This window comes from Candidatus Hinthialibacter antarcticus (assembly GCA_030765645.1).
Classification (GTDB): domain Bacteria; phylum Hinthialibacterota; class Hinthialibacteria; order Hinthialibacterales; family Hinthialibacteraceae; genus Hinthialibacter; species Hinthialibacter antarcticus.
Genome location: JAVCCE010000003.1, coordinates 12,563 through 28,987 on the forward strand (window position 1 = coordinate 12,563; position 16,425 = coordinate 28,987).

The 16,425-nt window shown below is 48.6% G+C and carries 10 protein-coding genes; 6 read left to right on the plus strand and 4 right to left on the minus strand.

Annotated elements, in window-relative coordinates; all coding sequences use genetic code 11:
* Positions 1 to 29 precede the first annotated feature (29 nt).
* On the plus strand, positions 30 to 2,072 hold the full coding sequence (locus P9L94_00675; GenBank protein ID MDP8242564.1) for a class I SAM-dependent methyltransferase: 2,043 nt from the start codon (positions 30 to 32) through the stop codon (positions 2,070 to 2,072).
* Positions 2,073 to 2,104: 32 nt separating this feature from the next.
* On the opposite strand, the gene P9L94_00680 is transcribed toward P9L94_00675, so the two are convergent.
* Positions 2,105 to 4,453 carry a glycoside hydrolase family 95 protein gene (locus P9L94_00680; protein ID MDP8242565.1) on the minus strand — a complete coding sequence of 783 codons (2,349 nt, stop codon included), beginning with the start codon at positions 4,451 to 4,453 and terminating at the stop codon, positions 2,105 to 2,107.
* A gap of 253 nt (positions 4,454 to 4,706) precedes the next feature.
* On the opposite strand from P9L94_00680, the gene P9L94_00685 reads away from it, so the two are divergent.
* Positions 4,707 to 5,276 (plus strand): hypothetical protein, encoded by a 570-nt coding sequence (locus P9L94_00685; GenBank protein MDP8242566.1) that lies wholly within the window; start codon positions 4,707 to 4,709, stop codon positions 5,274 to 5,276.
* Here the strand turns inward: P9L94_00685 and P9L94_00690 are convergent.
* On the minus strand, positions 5,264 to 6,427 hold the full coding sequence (locus P9L94_00690) for a HAMP domain-containing sensor histidine kinase (protein ID MDP8242567.1): 1,164 nt from the start codon (positions 6,425 to 6,427) through the stop codon (positions 5,264 to 5,266). The genes P9L94_00685 and P9L94_00690 overlap by 13 nt on opposite strands.
* Before the next feature lie 237 nt (positions 6,428 to 6,664).
* Here P9L94_00690 and P9L94_00695 point away from each other — a divergent pair, with 237 nt between their 5' ends.
* Entirely contained in the window at positions 6,665 to 7,954 is a 1,290-nt protein-coding gene (locus P9L94_00695; protein ID MDP8242568.1) for a glycoside hydrolase family 30 beta sandwich domain-containing protein, read from the plus strand.
* Between the two features lie 57 nt (positions 7,955 to 8,011).
* Here the strand turns inward: P9L94_00695 and P9L94_00700 are convergent, their stop codons facing one another.
* Positions 8,012 to 9,727, minus strand: a complete 1,716-nt coding sequence (locus tag P9L94_00700) for a hypothetical protein (protein ID MDP8242569.1) — start codon at positions 9,725 to 9,727, stop codon at positions 8,012 to 8,014.
* Positions 9,728 to 10,206: 479 nt separating this feature from the next.
* Between P9L94_00700 and P9L94_00705 the strand changes: the two genes are divergently transcribed.
* Positions 10,207 to 11,058, plus strand: coding sequence for a DEAD/DEAH box helicase (locus tag P9L94_00705; protein ID MDP8242570.1), 852 nt, complete (start codon positions 10,207 to 10,209; stop codon positions 11,056 to 11,058).
* Here the strand turns inward: P9L94_00705 and P9L94_00710 are convergent.
* Positions 11,037 to 14,417, minus strand: coding sequence for a formylglycine-generating enzyme family protein (locus P9L94_00710; GenBank protein MDP8242571.1), 3,381 nt, complete (start codon positions 14,415 to 14,417; stop codon positions 11,037 to 11,039). The two genes, P9L94_00705 and P9L94_00710, sit on opposite strands and share 22 nt — an antisense overlap.
* A gap of 112 nt (positions 14,418 to 14,529) precedes the next feature.
* On the opposite strand from P9L94_00710, the gene P9L94_00715 reads away from it, so the two are divergent.
* Both P9L94_00715 and P9L94_00720 read left to right on the plus strand, forming a co-directional pair.
* Positions 14,530 to 15,135 (plus strand): hypothetical protein, encoded by a 606-nt coding sequence (locus P9L94_00715; GenBank protein ID MDP8242572.1) that lies wholly within the window; start codon positions 14,530 to 14,532, stop codon positions 15,133 to 15,135.
* A 279-nt stretch (positions 15,136 to 15,414) separates the two neighbouring features.
* Positions 15,415 to 16,425, plus strand: coding sequence for a carbohydrate-binding family 9-like protein (locus P9L94_00720; GenBank protein ID MDP8242573.1), 1,011 nt, complete (start codon positions 15,415 to 15,417; stop codon positions 16,423 to 16,425).

The following is a 16,425-nucleotide window of genomic DNA, read 5'->3' on the forward strand; positions in this document are numbered from 1 at the left end:
GATTATAGCAATCAATCAAGCGGATCGACGTGAATACAATCTTTGAATGGATGCCCATGACGGAACAATGGTTCGAAGAGGTGCAGCGCTGTTTTCAAGCCCATGATTGGGACGGGACCCAATCGGCGCTGTTACGCGTGATGAATGAGGAACCCAAAAACCCGCTGCCGCGCTACCACCTCGCGAATTTATTCCGCCTGCTAAAGCGTCCCTCTGAGGCCGTATCGATTTTGGAGCCGCTTGAGCATGAAGCGGATGTTCCCGCTGAATATCTCTGGGCGTTATTTGAATGTCGGATGGAAGCCGGCGATTACCAGGCAGGGACTGCATCGATCCACCTTCTACCGCTCGATCGAGATTCATCGCCGCAACGCCTCGAACTCGCGCTGGGATGCGCCCGCTTGGCTGGTAACTATTCGCTGGGATTAAAAATCGCCCGGCGGATGCACACAAAAGGCCTCGCGTCAGAATTGCGTTGGGTGTTGCGCGTCCATCGGTTGCTTCGCGTGTTTCCAAAATTTCTACGAATCAAATTGGCGCGTAATTTTGCGCTTCACGCTTTGCAGCGCTGTCGCTGGCGGCGGGCGCGGGTGTGGCTTGAAGCCGCGCGGGCGATGTACCCACAACAATTTGAATGGCCGTTTCGTCTCGCTCACTTGCAGCGGATTAGCCGCGACCCGTTTGATCCGCAATTTCATTGGGAATTTGCCTGGTTGTCGATTGCGCTGACGATTCAACCTGATCGCAAAGAAGCGTTGCGGATGCGCGCGCTCACGTTGTTTGATATGGAGCCGGGGCAAGTGGTTCTGGATGAAATACAACAATGCCCGGGCGCATTCAGCGAATCCGAACGATTGAGAATGCAGGCGGCCTGCCATGCAAATTTGCAGCAGTATGAGAAAGCCGCTGCTGCGTATCACGAATTGCATCAATGCGGCGACAAAGCGTTCGCGCAATTCGGCCTTGGGTTAATCCATCTAGAAAAAAGTGAATATTCTTTTGCGTTGAAATGTTTTGAAACAGCGGAAGAGGAATTAGAAACAGATGATGGGTTTCAGTTTACGCTGTGGTTTTTTTATCAAGCGTGCTTGCAATTTGAAAACGGAATTCCGCCTGAATCCATTTGTGGGCAGGCGATTATTCATGAATTAGATGATAGCCATGAAGTCGCAAACACGTTTGATGAATGGGACGATTTTGAATGCCCGCTCTGCGGCAATGCCGCCGCCGGAGAACTGCTTTGGAAAGACCACTCAACAAATTGGCAGCGTGCCCGATGCAGCAGCTGCGGAATGATCGCCGTTTCGCCCATGCCGACAGAAGCGCAGATCAACGCTATCTATACGCGCGAAAGCCGCAGCGAAGACTCAGTCAATCGCGGGTATCGCCGTCAGTTAATGGAAGCCCTACATGCCTCGGAAGACCAATTGAAGACGCTGAACGCTTACCGCGAAGCGACCGGGTGGGACGGCCAGTTTGATTGGGACGCCTACGAAGCCTCGCTCGGCGAAACCAAGCGCTGCCTGGATGTGGGCTGTGCGTCTGGTCGAACAGCGGCGACCTTTCAGCGCTTGGGGTGGGACGCGCATGGCATTGACGTCGACCCGCAGGCAATCGCCGTTGCGCAAGAGCATGGCCTGGAAGTGAGCGTGGCGCATCTCGAGCAATTAGAACTAGACAAGTTGTTTGATTTTATCACGCTGGTCGATGTGATTGAGCATGTGCGCGATCCAAAAGCGCTGATGCAACGCGCATCTCAATTATTGAAGCCGGGCGGCGCCGTGTATATCAAGACGCCCTGCGCCGATAGCCTGCCGCATCGGTTGGTCGGCGAGCGCTGGTTAGAATCAGCGGAGCATGTGCAATTTTTCAGCCAGCGAACACTCACAAAACTGGTGGAAGAAGCCGGATTTAAAATCGCGGCGTCTTCCTATTATGTTGATGATGCGACCCCGCTATTGCATTACGACCAATGGCAGTCGCGCCGCTTTCCCCAATTATTTCAACAATGGACCGACCGCTTGCAAGCAGGCGATGCGGTACGCATGTTATTATTAAAACCTCAGCCGTAATGACGCGGCAATCTCACGTTGCATAACGGCTGCTATATCGGGCGAACGATATAGGTCTTGCCTTTTTCTGTCGGGATACTGACGACAACGCCTTCTGAGGCGGCTTGTTCAATCAATGTTTTGCCGTCGCATGTAATCGCGACGGGCGCGTTGGTTCTTAGCGTCAGCCAATTGCCTAATTCAGATTGAATGGACGCTTCGCGTAATTTGTTTTCCTGCCAATTGATATCGACTTCAAAGCCGCCGCGCGCTTTGAGACCGCTGACGGAACCTTCTTTCCATGCGCTTGGCAACGCTGGTAACAGATGGACGGCGCCGTCGTGGCTCTGCAGCAGCATTTCCGCAATGCCCGCTGTCCCGCCGAAGTTGCCGTCGATTTGAAACGGGGGGTGATTGTCGAACAGGCTGATGAAAGTCGATTTTCTTAGTAATGCAAGAATGTTTTCATACGCTTTGTCGGCTTCGCGTAGGCGCGCCCAGAAGTTGATGATCCAGGCGCGGCTCCATCCGGTGTGACCGCCGCCGTTGGCGAGGCGGTGTTCGATGGATTTACGCGCAGCAGCGGCGAGTTCGGGCGTGCCGTCTAGAGTAATTTGGTTGCTGGGGTGTAAGGCGTACATGTGAGAAATATGACGATGGCCCGGTTCGGGTTCCTCAAATTCTTCCGTCCATTCCATTAGCCTGCCGTCGGAACCGATTTGCGGTTTTGCCAGTTGCGAAAGCAAGCGAGTGGTTTCTTTGGTGAACTCATCATTGATGCCCAAAATATCTGCTGCGGCAAGACAATTGGTGAAGAGTTCCCCAATGATTTCCTGGTCCATGCTGCATCCCATGTTCAGTTGGGAGCGCTGGCCGTCTTTGGTGATGAATGCGTTTTCAGGCGAAGTTGACGGGCCGGAAACCAGCAAGCCCGTCTTGGGATGTGCCACTAAAAAGTCATGAAAAAACAGCGCCGCTTCTTTCATGATGGGGTAGGCGCGAAGACGCAAAAATTCTTTGTCTTCGGTGAAATTATAGTGTTCCCAAAGGTGTTGGCAGCTCCAAGCGGCGCCCAATGTCCACATCCCATATCCCACATTGCCAATCGGCGAGGTCCAATACCATGCGTCGGTGGTGTGGTGGGCGACGAAGCCCCGGCAGCCGTATACGTCACGGGCGGTCTTGCGTCCGCTGGGGCGCAACCGGTCGATGAAATCCAGAAACGGTTCGTGACATTCGGACAAGTTGGTGACTTCCGCTGGCCAGTAATTCATTTGAACATTGATGTTGATGTGATAGTCGGCGTTCCAGGGCGCGTCGATGTGTTGGTTCCAAATGCCCTGCAAGTTGGCGGGCATGTTTCCAGGACGCGAACTGCTGATTAGCAAGTAGCGTCCGAATTGGAAATACATCGCGATCAATTGCGGGTCTTCGGCGCCGTCTTGTACGGCTTTGAGGCGCTGGTCGGTCGGCAATTGGGCTAGGTCTGTACGTCCAAGGTCTAGTTGAACGCGGTTGAACAGTCGCTGATGTTCTTTGATATGGTCGTTGCGAAGCGTTGCATATTTTTTCTTTGCTGCGGCTTCAAGCGTTTGCAGCGCATGGCTGGGGTCGTTATTTTGATACGTCGTTTCAGCCGCAAGCAAGAACACGGCTTCATCTGCATCTTTGATATGCAGGGTTGCGTTATCGGTGTTGACGGAGCCGCCTTTGACGATGGCTTTCAGGTAGGCTTCATATTCGACGCCCTGGGTCGGTTCGCCATGATCGGCCTGGCCTCTCATCAGCAGGACGTTATTTTCTAATGCTGTGATCTCAAAATTTTCCGGGCGGGTCAAGGCTGCATCGAATGTAAGCGCGCCGGGTTTGCTGGCGGTGATGCGAACCGCGATCACTTGGTCGACCGGGCTGGAGAAATATTCGCGGGTGTATGTGACGCCGTCTTGTGTGTAAGTTGTTTTGGCAATCGCGGTTTCAAGATTCAGTTCGCGGCGGTAGTCGCTGGCCTCGCCGTTGGATGGAAACTCGAGGGCCAAATCGCCGAGTGTCTGGTAACTGAGCGGCGCGATGCGCGGTCCCATAAATTCTTCTTGCATCACCTGTTGGCCTTCGACGTACTTGCCGTCGAAAATCAACTGGCGGGCGCGGTCGAGATGTTTATAAGCGCCGACGCGGTCGCGATTTTGCGCAGGCCCCGCCCACAAGGTTTCCTCATTGAGTTGAACCTGTTCGCGTTCAACGCCGCCGTAGACCATGCCGCCCAGGCGCCCGTTGCCGAAGGGCAGGGCGTCTTCCCACTGCTGGGCGGGTTGCTCATACCATAAGGTCAGGTTGTTTTCGACAGCGTATGTCGAAATCGTCAGGCAAACCGCAAGACTGATATAGGCAAAACGATGAAGCATGAGTGATCTCCCGTGGAAATTGGATGGTTGAAAAAATACGATAAACCAACAGAGCGCCGCTAGGCTAGGGACAACAAATGATTGGGCGGGTTAGAGAATGCGGGTGAGGCCTGCGTCTTGGGCGATTTGCTTGGCTTGCATTCGTTCAGCCATCTCGCTCACTTTATGTAATCCTTTAGAATATTGAAGCGTAAAAACTCTCTTGTTTCATGCAAGCGCCTATGGTAGAGTGTCGATAATGAGGCGCTCAACCATGCTGAAACCGCTTAACCAAAACCCTTATGTTATCGTTCCAATCCTACTTAGTATTGCGGTAGCGATTTTTGCAATCGCGTTTATGAATCAGAATGTATTATGCTGGATTCTATTTGTAGGCGTTGATGTAGGTATGATCGGCGCAATACACCAGTTAATTCAATTAAAGAAAATGCACATTATTCATCAAGGGCGAATGAATTTGCATCCGCTTCATTTGCTTGTAAGTATTTTATTGATTGTCTCGATTTTTTATTTCTCAATGAAGGAAATTACAAATCTTGAAGCTTATTTAAATGCAATTTCTTGTTCACTCCTGTTTTTTTTCGTTATGATGCACCGGGCAATAATTCCGAGTGTCGTAATTGTAAAAGAGGGAATCATGTTGCATGGAAGTGTGCATCTTTGGAATAACCTGGATATGTTGAACATCAATATCATTGGCGATGAATTTGTTAGAATCACGCCAAAACACCTTCCCAAAATCATTTTCCCCGCAATTCGAACGGATAAAACTACAGTCGATATTCTTGTCGCCGAGCTCAACAAGCGCGGCTATGCAAGTTGATCTTGCTCCGGCGGCGCTAATTCCTCAGGGTAGAAGTGGACGGTGAATGTCGTGCCCCCTTTGAGTTTGCTCTTGACGGTGAGGTCATAGCCCATCAGTCGGCAGAGCGAACGCGCAATCGCCAAGCCCAAGCCCGTCCCCGAATATTTTTTGGTCGGCCCCGCATCTAACTGATGAAATGAATTAAAAATAGCGTCGATTTCCTCTTCGGGAATTCCGATCCCGGTGTCGATGACGTCGATGCGGCCCAGTCGGTTGCTGCTGCTGTGGGCCGTGAGCTGAAGAGTGATGGTTCCCTTGTCCGTATATTTAATTGCATTGCCCAGTAAATTAATCAAAATAATTTTGACTTTTTGGCGGTCCGCGTAGATCGGGTACAGATCGTCTGGATAGGTTGTACGTATTTTGACGGGTTTGTCAGCGATCTGTCCCTCAATTTCACGAATGAGATCATCAATCAATTCCGTAATAGAAAAAGTTGTGCACACCAATTCGTCGCGGCCCGACTCGATTTTTGAGAGGTCCAAAATGTTGTTGATCAGTTTGAGCAGGTGGTTGCTGTTGGAGAGAATGCGCTCTAAAAAGGCGGCGTCTTTCTCAGAGAAATTAGATTTCTTGTTTTTGATGAGGATGTTGGTAAAACCGATAATGGAGTTCAGAGGCGTACGCAGCTCGTGGCTCATATTCGCCAAAAATAAACTTTTGGACTGATTGGCCTGTTCGGCTTCCAGGGTCATTTGCTCGGCGCATTGAATGGCTTCTTGCAGTTGCTCATTGGCGCGAAGCATCGACTCGGTTGACGCCCGGCGTTGAAACACCATTTCAGCGGCAATGAAGACAAACAGCGCAAAAAACGTAATGGTATATAGTGAGTCGATCTTCGCGGTATCGTTAACGATGATCGCGGTACATGCAATGGCGTATGCGGTGAATCCGGTGAGTAAATAAGATTCCCGATATCGAAATACATGGGCGGCATGAATCATTGGAAAGAAAACCAGAGCAAGCGAAAAATCAAAAATGACGTAACCTGTTTTTTGCTTTAAAATGACAAGGCATACAACAAATAGCACGGCTAATATGATGTAAGTTAACAGGTACCAAAAGTTCTGTTTTATTGTCGCGAAGAGTGGTGTTGCAGGTTTCGTCATCGTTTGTGTGTTCCAAACAGGAGGCCGTTTGTCTGGGGCGCCATCGTAAGGATGCCTCCGTCTTTCTAGACTTTATACTAACCATCTATTGTAGGTCATTAAAGATAAGTCTCAAAGCGACGTTTGCTTAATTCTATGGATACGAGGTGTTCCCCGATGAAGCGGAGTGTGTGTTTTTATATTCTAATGCTGTGTACGTGTTCTATATCGTTTGTATCGGCTGAGGTTGAGAGGTGGGTGAGTTCAGAAGGCGCCTCAGTTTGGATGGCGCCGCTCGAAGCGATTCGCACATCCTCCCCATCAAAAAAAGCAGCGCAGATCATCATTGATCCAGCGAAATCTTTTCAATCCATCGTAGGCGTCGGCGCTTCACTTGAACATTCGACCTGCTGGAACTTGAGCCAACTGGGTTCCAAGGCGCGTTCGGAAGTGATACGCCAAATTGTTGATCCCATAAACGGCAACGGCATGAATATCATGCGCATCTGTATTGGCGCGTCTGATTTCATCGGCGAACCGTTTTATTCGTACGATGATATGCCTGAGGGGGAGACGGATCTCGAGCTGAAGCATTTTTCAATCGAAAAAGATCGCGCCTATGTGTTGCCTGTCTTGAAAGAGGCTTTGGCGATAAACCCTGAATTGCTATTTGTCGCGTCTCCATGGAGCCCTCCCGCCTGGATGAAAGATAACGGTTCGCTCAAACACGGACGGCTGCTGCGAAAATATTATGATGTCTATGCGCAATACCTGGTGAAGTTCATAGAAGCCTACCAGGCGGAGGGCATCCCCATTTATGCGATTACGCCGCAGAATGAGCCTGACTATCCAAACAAATATTATCCGACCTGCTATTGGAGCGCCGAAGATCAGCGTGATTTCATTCGCGACTTTCTGGGGCCGCAATTACGCAAGGCTGATTTAACCACCCCGATCTGGTGTTGGGACCATAATTGGAATTTATTGGAGTTTCCCGATACGGTTCTTCGTGACGAAAAGGCGGCGCAGTATGTGTACGGTACGGCTTTTCATTTGTATGAAGGAAAGGCGGAGGCGCAGACTACTTTCAAGAAAAAGTTCCCTGAAAAAGATATTTTCTTCACCGAAGGTTCAACGTTCAAAACCGACGGCGCGATTGAAATTATAAAAATTTTCCGAAACTGGTCGCGCACTTATCAAGCATGGGTTTTGTTTTTAGATGAAAACCAAAAACCCAACAATGGCCCGCATGACGCCACTCCCACGTCAATTGAGCGCCTCGCCGATAACAGCGTGCGTTATAACTTTGATCACTTTATGTACGGCCATTTTTCACGCTTCATTCAACGCGGCGCAGTGAGAATTGATTCGTCGGCGGGCGATAATAACTATGCGAACCTGGTTGTGCGTAACCCTGACGGTTCGATGGTAATGGTCGTCGCTAACGCCGGGCCGCAAAAATCATTTCGGGTCCGTTGCGGCGAGATGGAATTTGAAGATGTGATTGAAATGAAGACCGTTGCAACCTATCGTTGGAAATTTGAATAAAAAAAAGCGGTCTGGAAAAACCAGACCGCAAACTGGATAGTAAAAGATGGAGTTTCGTTAGTAGAGTTGCCAGAATTTCGCGCCGGATTGGAACATGGAGGTCAGTTCCGCCGCGCGTTCTGGCGAATAACTTAATGCGGTGAAATCCAACACGCTTTGGTTGCTGTGGCAGTTTTCACATTTTAACGCGCCTTTTTTCTTGATGGCGTGGTTGAGGCTGATAAATGAACCGGTGATGTTGAGCGGGTTATTGTCTCCAACATAGGTCGGATCATTTTGGTTATCGGGTAGATTGAGTCCAGCCCACTCGCCGCTCCACATTTGCGAACCCATCTGGATCAATTCGTCGGTGGTCATCATGGCCGGGTTTTGGCCTGACATCATCGCGGCGGTTTTGGCCATGCCGATGCTGATTGATTCGCTGATATTGCCGGTCATCAGATAGTGTTCTTTTTCAAAAGCGAACATGTTGGGGAACTGGCCCAGCATGGCTTTTTCTTGTTCGTTGAGGCCTTCGGGGCGCATGAAGCCAAAGGCTTTCATGGCGTCTTGCATGCCTTCGAGTCCGGCTTTCATGGTAAAGTTTTCGTTGAAGCCCGGCAGCCCGGGGATGCCGTTCATGTCGGCGATCATGCCGCTTTGGATGGCGCGGAACGGATAAATTTTCGCGTTGGGCGTGTCTTTAGTCGCAGGCATGAAATCCCAGGCGGCGGCGTCGTTAACAGGTTCCGCCAACATGCTGGCTTGACCGTTAAACCAGCGATAGGCCGGGCGTTGGTTATAGGCTTCGCTGTATTCAGAATAGGGTTCGTAGGTCCCGGTTTCTTCATCAAATTGTGGGATGTTCGCCAGCGGGCCGTCTTGCATACCGAAGATCGACGCCCATGCGCGAATCGAGGCGCCAGACGTATAAGGAATGTGGCAGGTTTCGCAAGCGATGAATTGCGCGTGTTGATTATAAGCCGCGCTTTCATGTGGGTCGGTATGGCAATTGCTGCAATCGACTTCGACTTCGGGGCGTTCCCAGGCGTGCATGTCGGATACGCGGGAACCGCGCGCAATCTTATGATCCTTTACCAAGTGGCAAGCCGTGCAGTTCATCCCTGCGGCGGCGTGGACGTCGTGTTCGGGTTCGTATGGCGTACCGCGTTTGTATTCCGCATCGGCTTGACCGTGTTTGTGGCAGCGATAGCAGGAATGCGCGGTGACGTCTTCACCGACGCTGCGCGCCGCTTCGAGGCTATGGTCTTGGCTCCACACGCGTCCGCCGAATTCATCGGTGGTGAGTTGGCGCCAGCCTGCGGGTTCAAATTCTTCATAGACGCCGTCGCCGTTCATGTCGTATTTTTCCGCATGGCATACGAGACAGTCGATGCTGTTTTTTTGCACGTCAGAAAACTCGCCGGTTTGCGGGTCAGGGAAGGGCAGATATTGGCTAACGTGGCATTTTCCGCAAGACGTAGAAATCTTATGGTCGCCAAAATCGCCGGTAAAATTCACCATGCCGTTGCTGCCGACCAGGGCGCAGAAGCGGTCGATCATGCCGTGAGAGCCGCCGCCGGGGTAGCCGATGTTTGCGTTTTCCGTCCGCCAGGTAAAGTGAGTGCTCGCCATGACTTCTTCAAGTTTGCCATCGTGGCACTGCAAGCAGGTTTGCGGGCCTTCATAACTTTGCAGGAAAGAGTGATTGGCGGCAAACGATGCATTTGAGAAAAATACAATGGCTAAAATCAATGTAAGATAAGGCAAGTGGTGATAGAGCCGATGATTCATGCTGTTTCTCCTTCTTATGTTGAAATGCAGGTTGGTTTATCTAAAATCCCTCTGTATGAATTAACGGGAAATTAACTTGTTTCCTATATGCAATTATAGCTATGAAGTGAATCGTCAGTAATAGTTGTTTGTTTTTTATGCTATCTTTTTTATGAAAGTCTATAAAATTAATAATGTATATTCTGATAAAATTACTAAATTATATTTGGGTTAATTTGCAATTAAATCTGAATGTAAGCCTATGTATATGAATGTGTTTTTGTGATCGAGCGCTATTCATCGCCGATTAGCTATGAAGGAATATATTCTACTTTTATGGTAACCTTTAAAATTTACGTAGGCACCACTTTCTCGCAATGTTAGCCAAAAATCTATTTAAGAGAACGATGGGATATGGTGAGGAAATGTGTCTTACTCGATTTGATTTCTGTGGGCGGGCGCCTCAAGATAACTCATTAACTTTCACATAAGGTAATTGAATGGCAGGTTCGCTTTCGCTTTTTAGTCCACTGGTGCAAACCTGGTTCGCCGAGCAATTGGGCGAGCCGACCGAGGTGCAAGAACGCGGCTGGCCGGGTATCGTAAGCGGGCGGCATGTAATCGCGACGGCGCCGACGGGCAGCGGCAAGACGCTGGCGGCGTTTTTGTGGGCGATCGACCAACTGTTGACGGGCGCTTGGCCTTGCGGCGAATTACAGGTGATCTACATTTCGCCGCTCAAAGCGCTCAACAATGATATACAGCGAAACTTGCTTTCTCCATTACAAGAACTGCGCGCGCGGATGACGGCTGCGGGCATGGAACCGCCCGATGTGCGCGTCGCAGTGCGCAGCGGCGATACCGACCAAAGCGAACGCGCCCGCATGTTGCGGCGCCCGCCGGAAATTTTGATTACCACGCCCGAAAGCCTCAACCTACTCGTTAATTCAAAACGTGGACGCGCGGTGTTTGGTTCCGTACGGACGCTGATCTTGGATGAAGTGCACTCCGTCGCGGCCACCAAACGCGGCGCCCATCTCATTACGGCGGTTGACCGATTGGTGATGCTCAGCGGCGAGTTTCAACGCTTGGCGCTGAGCGCAACCATTAATCCTCTCGAAGTGGTGGCGGAATGGGTGGCGGGGCGTCGGCTCGAAACGCGAAACGGACAGTCGGTATTTGTTCCAAGAGACATTGATATTGTTGAATGCAGTTCGATCAAAAAACTCGATGTCTGCGTTCGTTACCCTGCGGTTGGAGAGAAAGCCGCAAATGATAAAAATGTCTGGTTGCCTTACGCCAAAGCCATCCGCGAGGTTGTTCGGCAACATCATGAGATTTCGATTGCGTAATCGGTAGCGCCATATAAAGGACCGCCGCCGCTCACTTTGATGTAGTATATCGTTCCAGCCATTAATGTTCTTGTAATTCTAGATAAGCGCCCGTCGCCTCCATCATCATTCATCTCCAATGAAATGGATTCGGGATCTGTATATATGTCCAGGACTGTATCAGTGTATGTTGGATTTTTCCCGCCTACTGCAAAAGTTTCAATAGTATAGGATTTCGTTGAGGTGGGTACGAATCTGTACCAAACAAATGACGTCCAAGTAGGTAAACTCCCTGTAACTCTTTGTCCTTCTAAAAGTTGAGTGGATGTCATGCTCGGCGTAGCCGTTGGAGTGACTGTTGGCGTCGGCGTAATGGTCGGTACCGGCGTCGGAGTAATGGTCGGTACCGGCGTCGGAGTAATGGTCGGCGTAGCCGTTGGCGACCTAAGAAGGCGAAAGCCAAAGCGGTTGCCGCGGTAGTCAGGCGAGCCCTGGCCGCGAAGCGCCGACCGGCAGCTCCGAGCGCCGCCGTCCCAGCCGCCGCCGCGTATGACACGGCCCGAACCCGATGATGGCCCTAATGGCCCTACAGGATCAATTTGAGCACTAGATGAATAACTTCCATACCAATCCTGGCACCACTCCCACACATTTCCGCTCATGTCAAACAGCTCCCATGGATTTGGCAACTTGGTTCCTACCTCGTGTGTTCTAGAGGAAGAATTTGAATCATACCAAGCATACTGATTGATTTGAGAATTATTTGGATCATCACCCCAATAAAAACGTGTGGTCGTCCCCGCACGACACGCATACTCCCACTCCGCTTCCGTCGGAAGCCGAAATGTACCCTGATTCATGCCATTCAACTTCTCTATAAACTGTTGGCAATCATTCCATGAAACTGATTCCACCGGATTATTCATTCCACTGAAACTAGATGGATTGGAACCCATTACCGCCGACCATTGCGCTTGCGTCACTTCATACTTCCCCATATAAAAACCGTTCGTCAAAGTCACCTGGTGCTGCGGACCTTCATCTGAATATCTACCACTCTCATTACTTGGAGACCCCATGGTAAATGCGCCCGCAGGAATTAATTCCATTTTTAATGGCATCGCCCCATCTGGTAAATTCAAATCTATCGTTATTTGACCTGGCCGCGGCGTCGGCGTCGGCGTAACGGTCGGTACCGGCGTCGGAGTAATGGTCGGTACCGGCGTCGGAGTTCTTGTCGGAACGGGTGTGTATGTAGGAGGATAAATATGAGTTGGTGTGGGTAAATCAGTTAAAAGCAATTCAATGCTTTCTGATATACCAAGAAACCTAGCTTCAAACGTTGTTTTTTCTATTCTAAAAACACTAAATAGGTAAATCGTACCACTTTGAGGGCCATTTTCAAATATTACGTTTACACTTTCAGCATTTGGAGACCACTCAAAATAATTACTTGTTGGTGAATTAGAATTACCCAAGAATTCAAATGTCTGTCCATTATCTTTAGATACAGTTATGTGGTAATCGTATGCGTTTGTTGAATTAGGGTCGTTCCAATTAATCACTAATTCTCTATCAAAATATGCATCAGTGTCTACATGGGAGCCAGTGTCCACGCGATCCTGGATGTCTTGAGGATTAGAATCTGAAACATATACGACAGGAATAGGTCTCGGCGTTTCTGAAGGGATTATTGTGATTGTTGGAATTGATGTTGGTTGAGGCGTTGGCTGGTCTCCTTCACCTGGAACAAAAATTTCGCCATTAAAGTGGTAAATCTCTCCTGCTTTCCAAATCGCTATACCAGACATCATGTCACTTGTTGATACAGCCCCCCCGGATTTCCACTGAGCAATGTATATCATCATTTCGCTGGTGGAAATTCTAAAATCTTGATTGCTATCCATTGAATGAACTGTATAAATGTCTGTCAATTGATACTTCGTAGAAGTAATAGGATTTGCCATATTAATTGCTAAGTCGCCAATAGTGATAACCTCTTGCGGCAAAAACTCCTTGGTGAAGAAGGTAGATCCAGAAAAGTATTCTGAAATATTTCCATTGGAGATTGGAGTAATTGTATAAGTAAGGGTTTCTGGCAATTGCGTACCAGGAAGAAATAGCCATTTGAGTTGATGATTAATTTCATCCCATTTTCCTGAATCACTTATCGTGTCAACACTCCAACCATTTGGAGGCGTCTCAATGATTGAAACTCCGCTTTCATTCATTATTGCTGCGTCTACATTGAATTTTAATTGCGTTGTAAATGGTATTCCTGCTTGATATGAATCCGGCAATACCCTTAGAACCTCAACTTCAACCGGCGCAATTGATTTTAGAAATCTATCACCATCTATTTTTTTTTGAATTGGATTGAAATTTAAGGTGTAAACGATCATCCCAGTAAATACTTGAGTCCCAGCAACAGAATCTGAAGGAACGGCTACATAATCAATGGAATCTGGTAGTAAAACTCCTGGAAGAAAAAGCCATTTTAACTGTTGATTTACTGCATCCCAACTTCCTGCATCACTGATGCTGATAACTTCCCATCCCTCAGGCACATTTTCTGTAATCGATAATCCACTATTCGAAGCAATAGAATCAGAAACTAAGATTTCAAAAGAGACTTCCGCTTCTTGCCCATTCTCATAAAAGTTTGGCAAAACACGATTAACAGTTGCTTCGTCTGGTGAAAGTGGTGTTGGTTTCGGTGTAGGAGTAGAAATCGGTAAGTTTGTTGGTACGGGTGTAATTGTTGAAGTTGGGTTTGGTAGGAGGGGCGATTCAGTGTTGATGATTTCATTAAGATCAATTTCAATTTTTTCATCGCCTAAATCAATAATTTGAAAATTATCTAAGTAGACCGTAACAGGTTCTGTCTCACTTGTATTGACGACTTGAATGATCCCCTGAAAACCTATCGAAGGCGGTAAAAAGAAATCTGCAATCCGCTGGTATTGATCGACAAAGAGGTTGGAGACGTTAGGTGAAATCGTCGAAACTACCAAGTCTTCACCAAGATCAATTGAGACCAGATAAACAGACACATTAGGCGCCGTTGAACGGACTGAGCAGCGAAGCAATGCTATGTTCGACGTGAAAATCGGCGCCATGTTGACCATGACGCCCTCACCAGGATCTGCTTCAATAATCATACCTCGACCATCGGTAGCGCCATCAAACGCGTTATCGGTTGGAATGGTTCCATAAGAAATGTCTGGAAGCGGATATTCACCGAACCCTGCGCCAATGACGCTGATGCCATTGGCTTCAGTCGTATCGGCTGAAAAATCGATATTGAGAAGATTCGTTTGAGAAAAGACTGTGGAAAATGATAGAAGAGTAAAAAGGACAACAGTAACCAATCGTCTCATGATGATATCCCTTCGGGTGTGATATTAACATGTTTACAATAATATTATTCCTTTGTCAATAAGAAATTTTCCCCATAAGACTCCACAAGAATAAGAATTGTCATATACATATATGCAACACGCTTTTGTTAACAAAAATTCAAATAGACATTGCTATGGAATCTTGTTCCGTGAACTGCTGTTGCGCGAGTCGCCGCCATTTCGTTGGGGTGAATTATTCAAAGCGTTGCGGGTGATGGAACTCTCCGGCGAAATCGTGGGCGGATATTTTTTTGAAGGCGTTCACGGTTTGCAATTTATGAGCGCGGCGTCGCTGCATTCTTTTCAACAGTCCCAGCCGATTGACGTGGTGTACTGGCTGAGCGCGGTCGATCCGGCGTCGTTGTGCGGCGTTAACATTGAGGGGCTGAAAGACGGCCTACCGGAGCGCCGATTGTCAAACCACCTCGTCTATCATGGAACCCAACTCGCTTTGCTGTCGCGCCGCCAGGGCAAACAACTGACGATTCATGCCGATGCAACCAACGAAAACCTGCCCCGTTTTTTACAAATCTTTCATCGTTGGTTAGAGCGTTCCGCCTCGCCAGTGCGGTCAATCACCATTGAGACGATCAATGAGGCGCCCGCAGCCGAAAACCCCTATCTTGAAGTATTCAAAACAGAATTTGACGCGACGGTTGATTTCGGGAAAATCGTGATTCGTAAGCGCTATTTCTAATTTGTTACATTCCCTCGAAGACATTGAATGACGGCGTTTTTTTAGGCCCCGGCATCTTATTTCTTTGTTCAATTGTTTAATAACGGTTGTTTAGAAAAGAGTGGATTGCGCTATAATTTTTAAAACTCTAACTAGAAAATTAATGGCATTCTTATCGTGTGAATGTTTTTTGAATGAACTGGAGATTTTATGAATTGTAGACTATTGCTTCTATTCTTTTCTGCATATTTTTGTATGCCCATTTTCGCTCAGTCGAGCAATTGGCAAATGCGGCAGCGCATGAATGAGATGCCCCGCCTCCACTATATTTGCTATCAAGCAGGATCAGAGATTACGATTGATGGAAAACTCGACGACCCCGCCTGGCAGCGCACGGAATGGACTGAATATCACGTTGATATCGAAGGCGACCGTAAACCGGAACCGCTCCATCCAACCCGCTCCAAAATGCTATGGGACGAGAACTACCTTTACATCGCCGCCGAACTGACCGAGCCGCATGTGTGGGGAACTCTGACCGAACGCGATTCGGTAATTTTTAACGATAATGATTTCGAAATCTTTATCGACCCTGATGCGGATTCTCACAATTATTTTGAAATTGAAATCAATGCGCTCAATACCGTTTGGGATTTGATATTGATTAAGCCTTACAAGGACGGCGGCCCCGCTGAAAACGATTGGGACATCGACGGCTTGCTGCACGATGTTTCAGTGGAGGGAACATTGAATGACCCCGGCGATGAAGATACGTCGTGGACGGTGGAGATGGCGTTCCCTTGGAGCGGCTTTACGTACACGGGCGTACAAACGCCTGCTCCCAAAGCGGGCGACCAATGGCGCATTAACTTCTCGCGGGTCGAGTGGAAACACACCATCGAAGATGGCTTCTATCAAAAAGTGCCCAAACGGCGCGAAGACAATTGGATATGGTCGCCGCAAGGTATTGTTGATATGCACCGTCCCGAAAAATGGGGCGTTTTACAATTTAGCGATGCAGCGCCCGGCGCCGGTGCGTTTAAGCCGGATAAATCTATGACGGCGCGTCGCGTGTTGAATGATCTTTATTACCAACAGCGCGATTTTAGAGAGTCGAATCGAATGTGGTCAGATACGACTGCGTCGTTTGAATTGAAATGGGGCGATGATGCGAACTTGCTTGGCGCCCCGATGATAATGCTGAATCCAGACGGATATGAAGCCTGGGTGTATATGAAGCGCAGCGACGGCGTGTATGGCAAAGCGATGATTCGCCAGGATGCGAAAATCTCTGTGAAATGGAATGAATAA

Bases quoted from the DNA above. Each gene is read 5' to 3' on its own strand.
- P9L94_00685 (MDP8242566.1), top strand. From the start codon at position 4,707: ATGCTGAAACCGCTTAACCAAAACCCTTATGTTATCGTTCCAATCCTA.
- P9L94_00690 (MDP8242567.1), bottom strand. From the start codon at position 6,427: ATGACGAAACCTGCAACACCACTCTTCGCGACAATAAAACAGAACTTT.
- P9L94_00720 (MDP8242573.1), top strand. From the start codon at position 15,415: ATGAATGAGATGCCCCGCCTCCACTATATTTGCTATCAAGCAGGATCA.
- P9L94_00715 (MDP8242572.1), top strand. From the start codon at position 14,530: ATGCAACACGCTTTTGTTAACAAAAATTCAAATAGACATTGCTATGGA.
- P9L94_00705 (MDP8242570.1), top strand. From the start codon at position 10,207: ATGGCAGGTTCGCTTTCGCTTTTTAGTCCACTGGTGCAAACCTGGTTC.
- P9L94_00700 (MDP8242569.1), bottom strand. From the start codon at position 9,727: ATGAATCATCGGCTCTATCACCACTTGCCTTATCTTACATTGATTTTA.
- P9L94_00680 (MDP8242565.1), bottom strand. From the start codon at position 4,453: ATGCTTCATCGTTTTGCCTATATCAGTCTTGCGGTTTGCCTGACGATT.
- P9L94_00710 (MDP8242571.1), bottom strand. From the start codon at position 14,417: ATGAGACGATTGGTTACTGTTGTCCTTTTTACTCTTCTATCATTTTCC.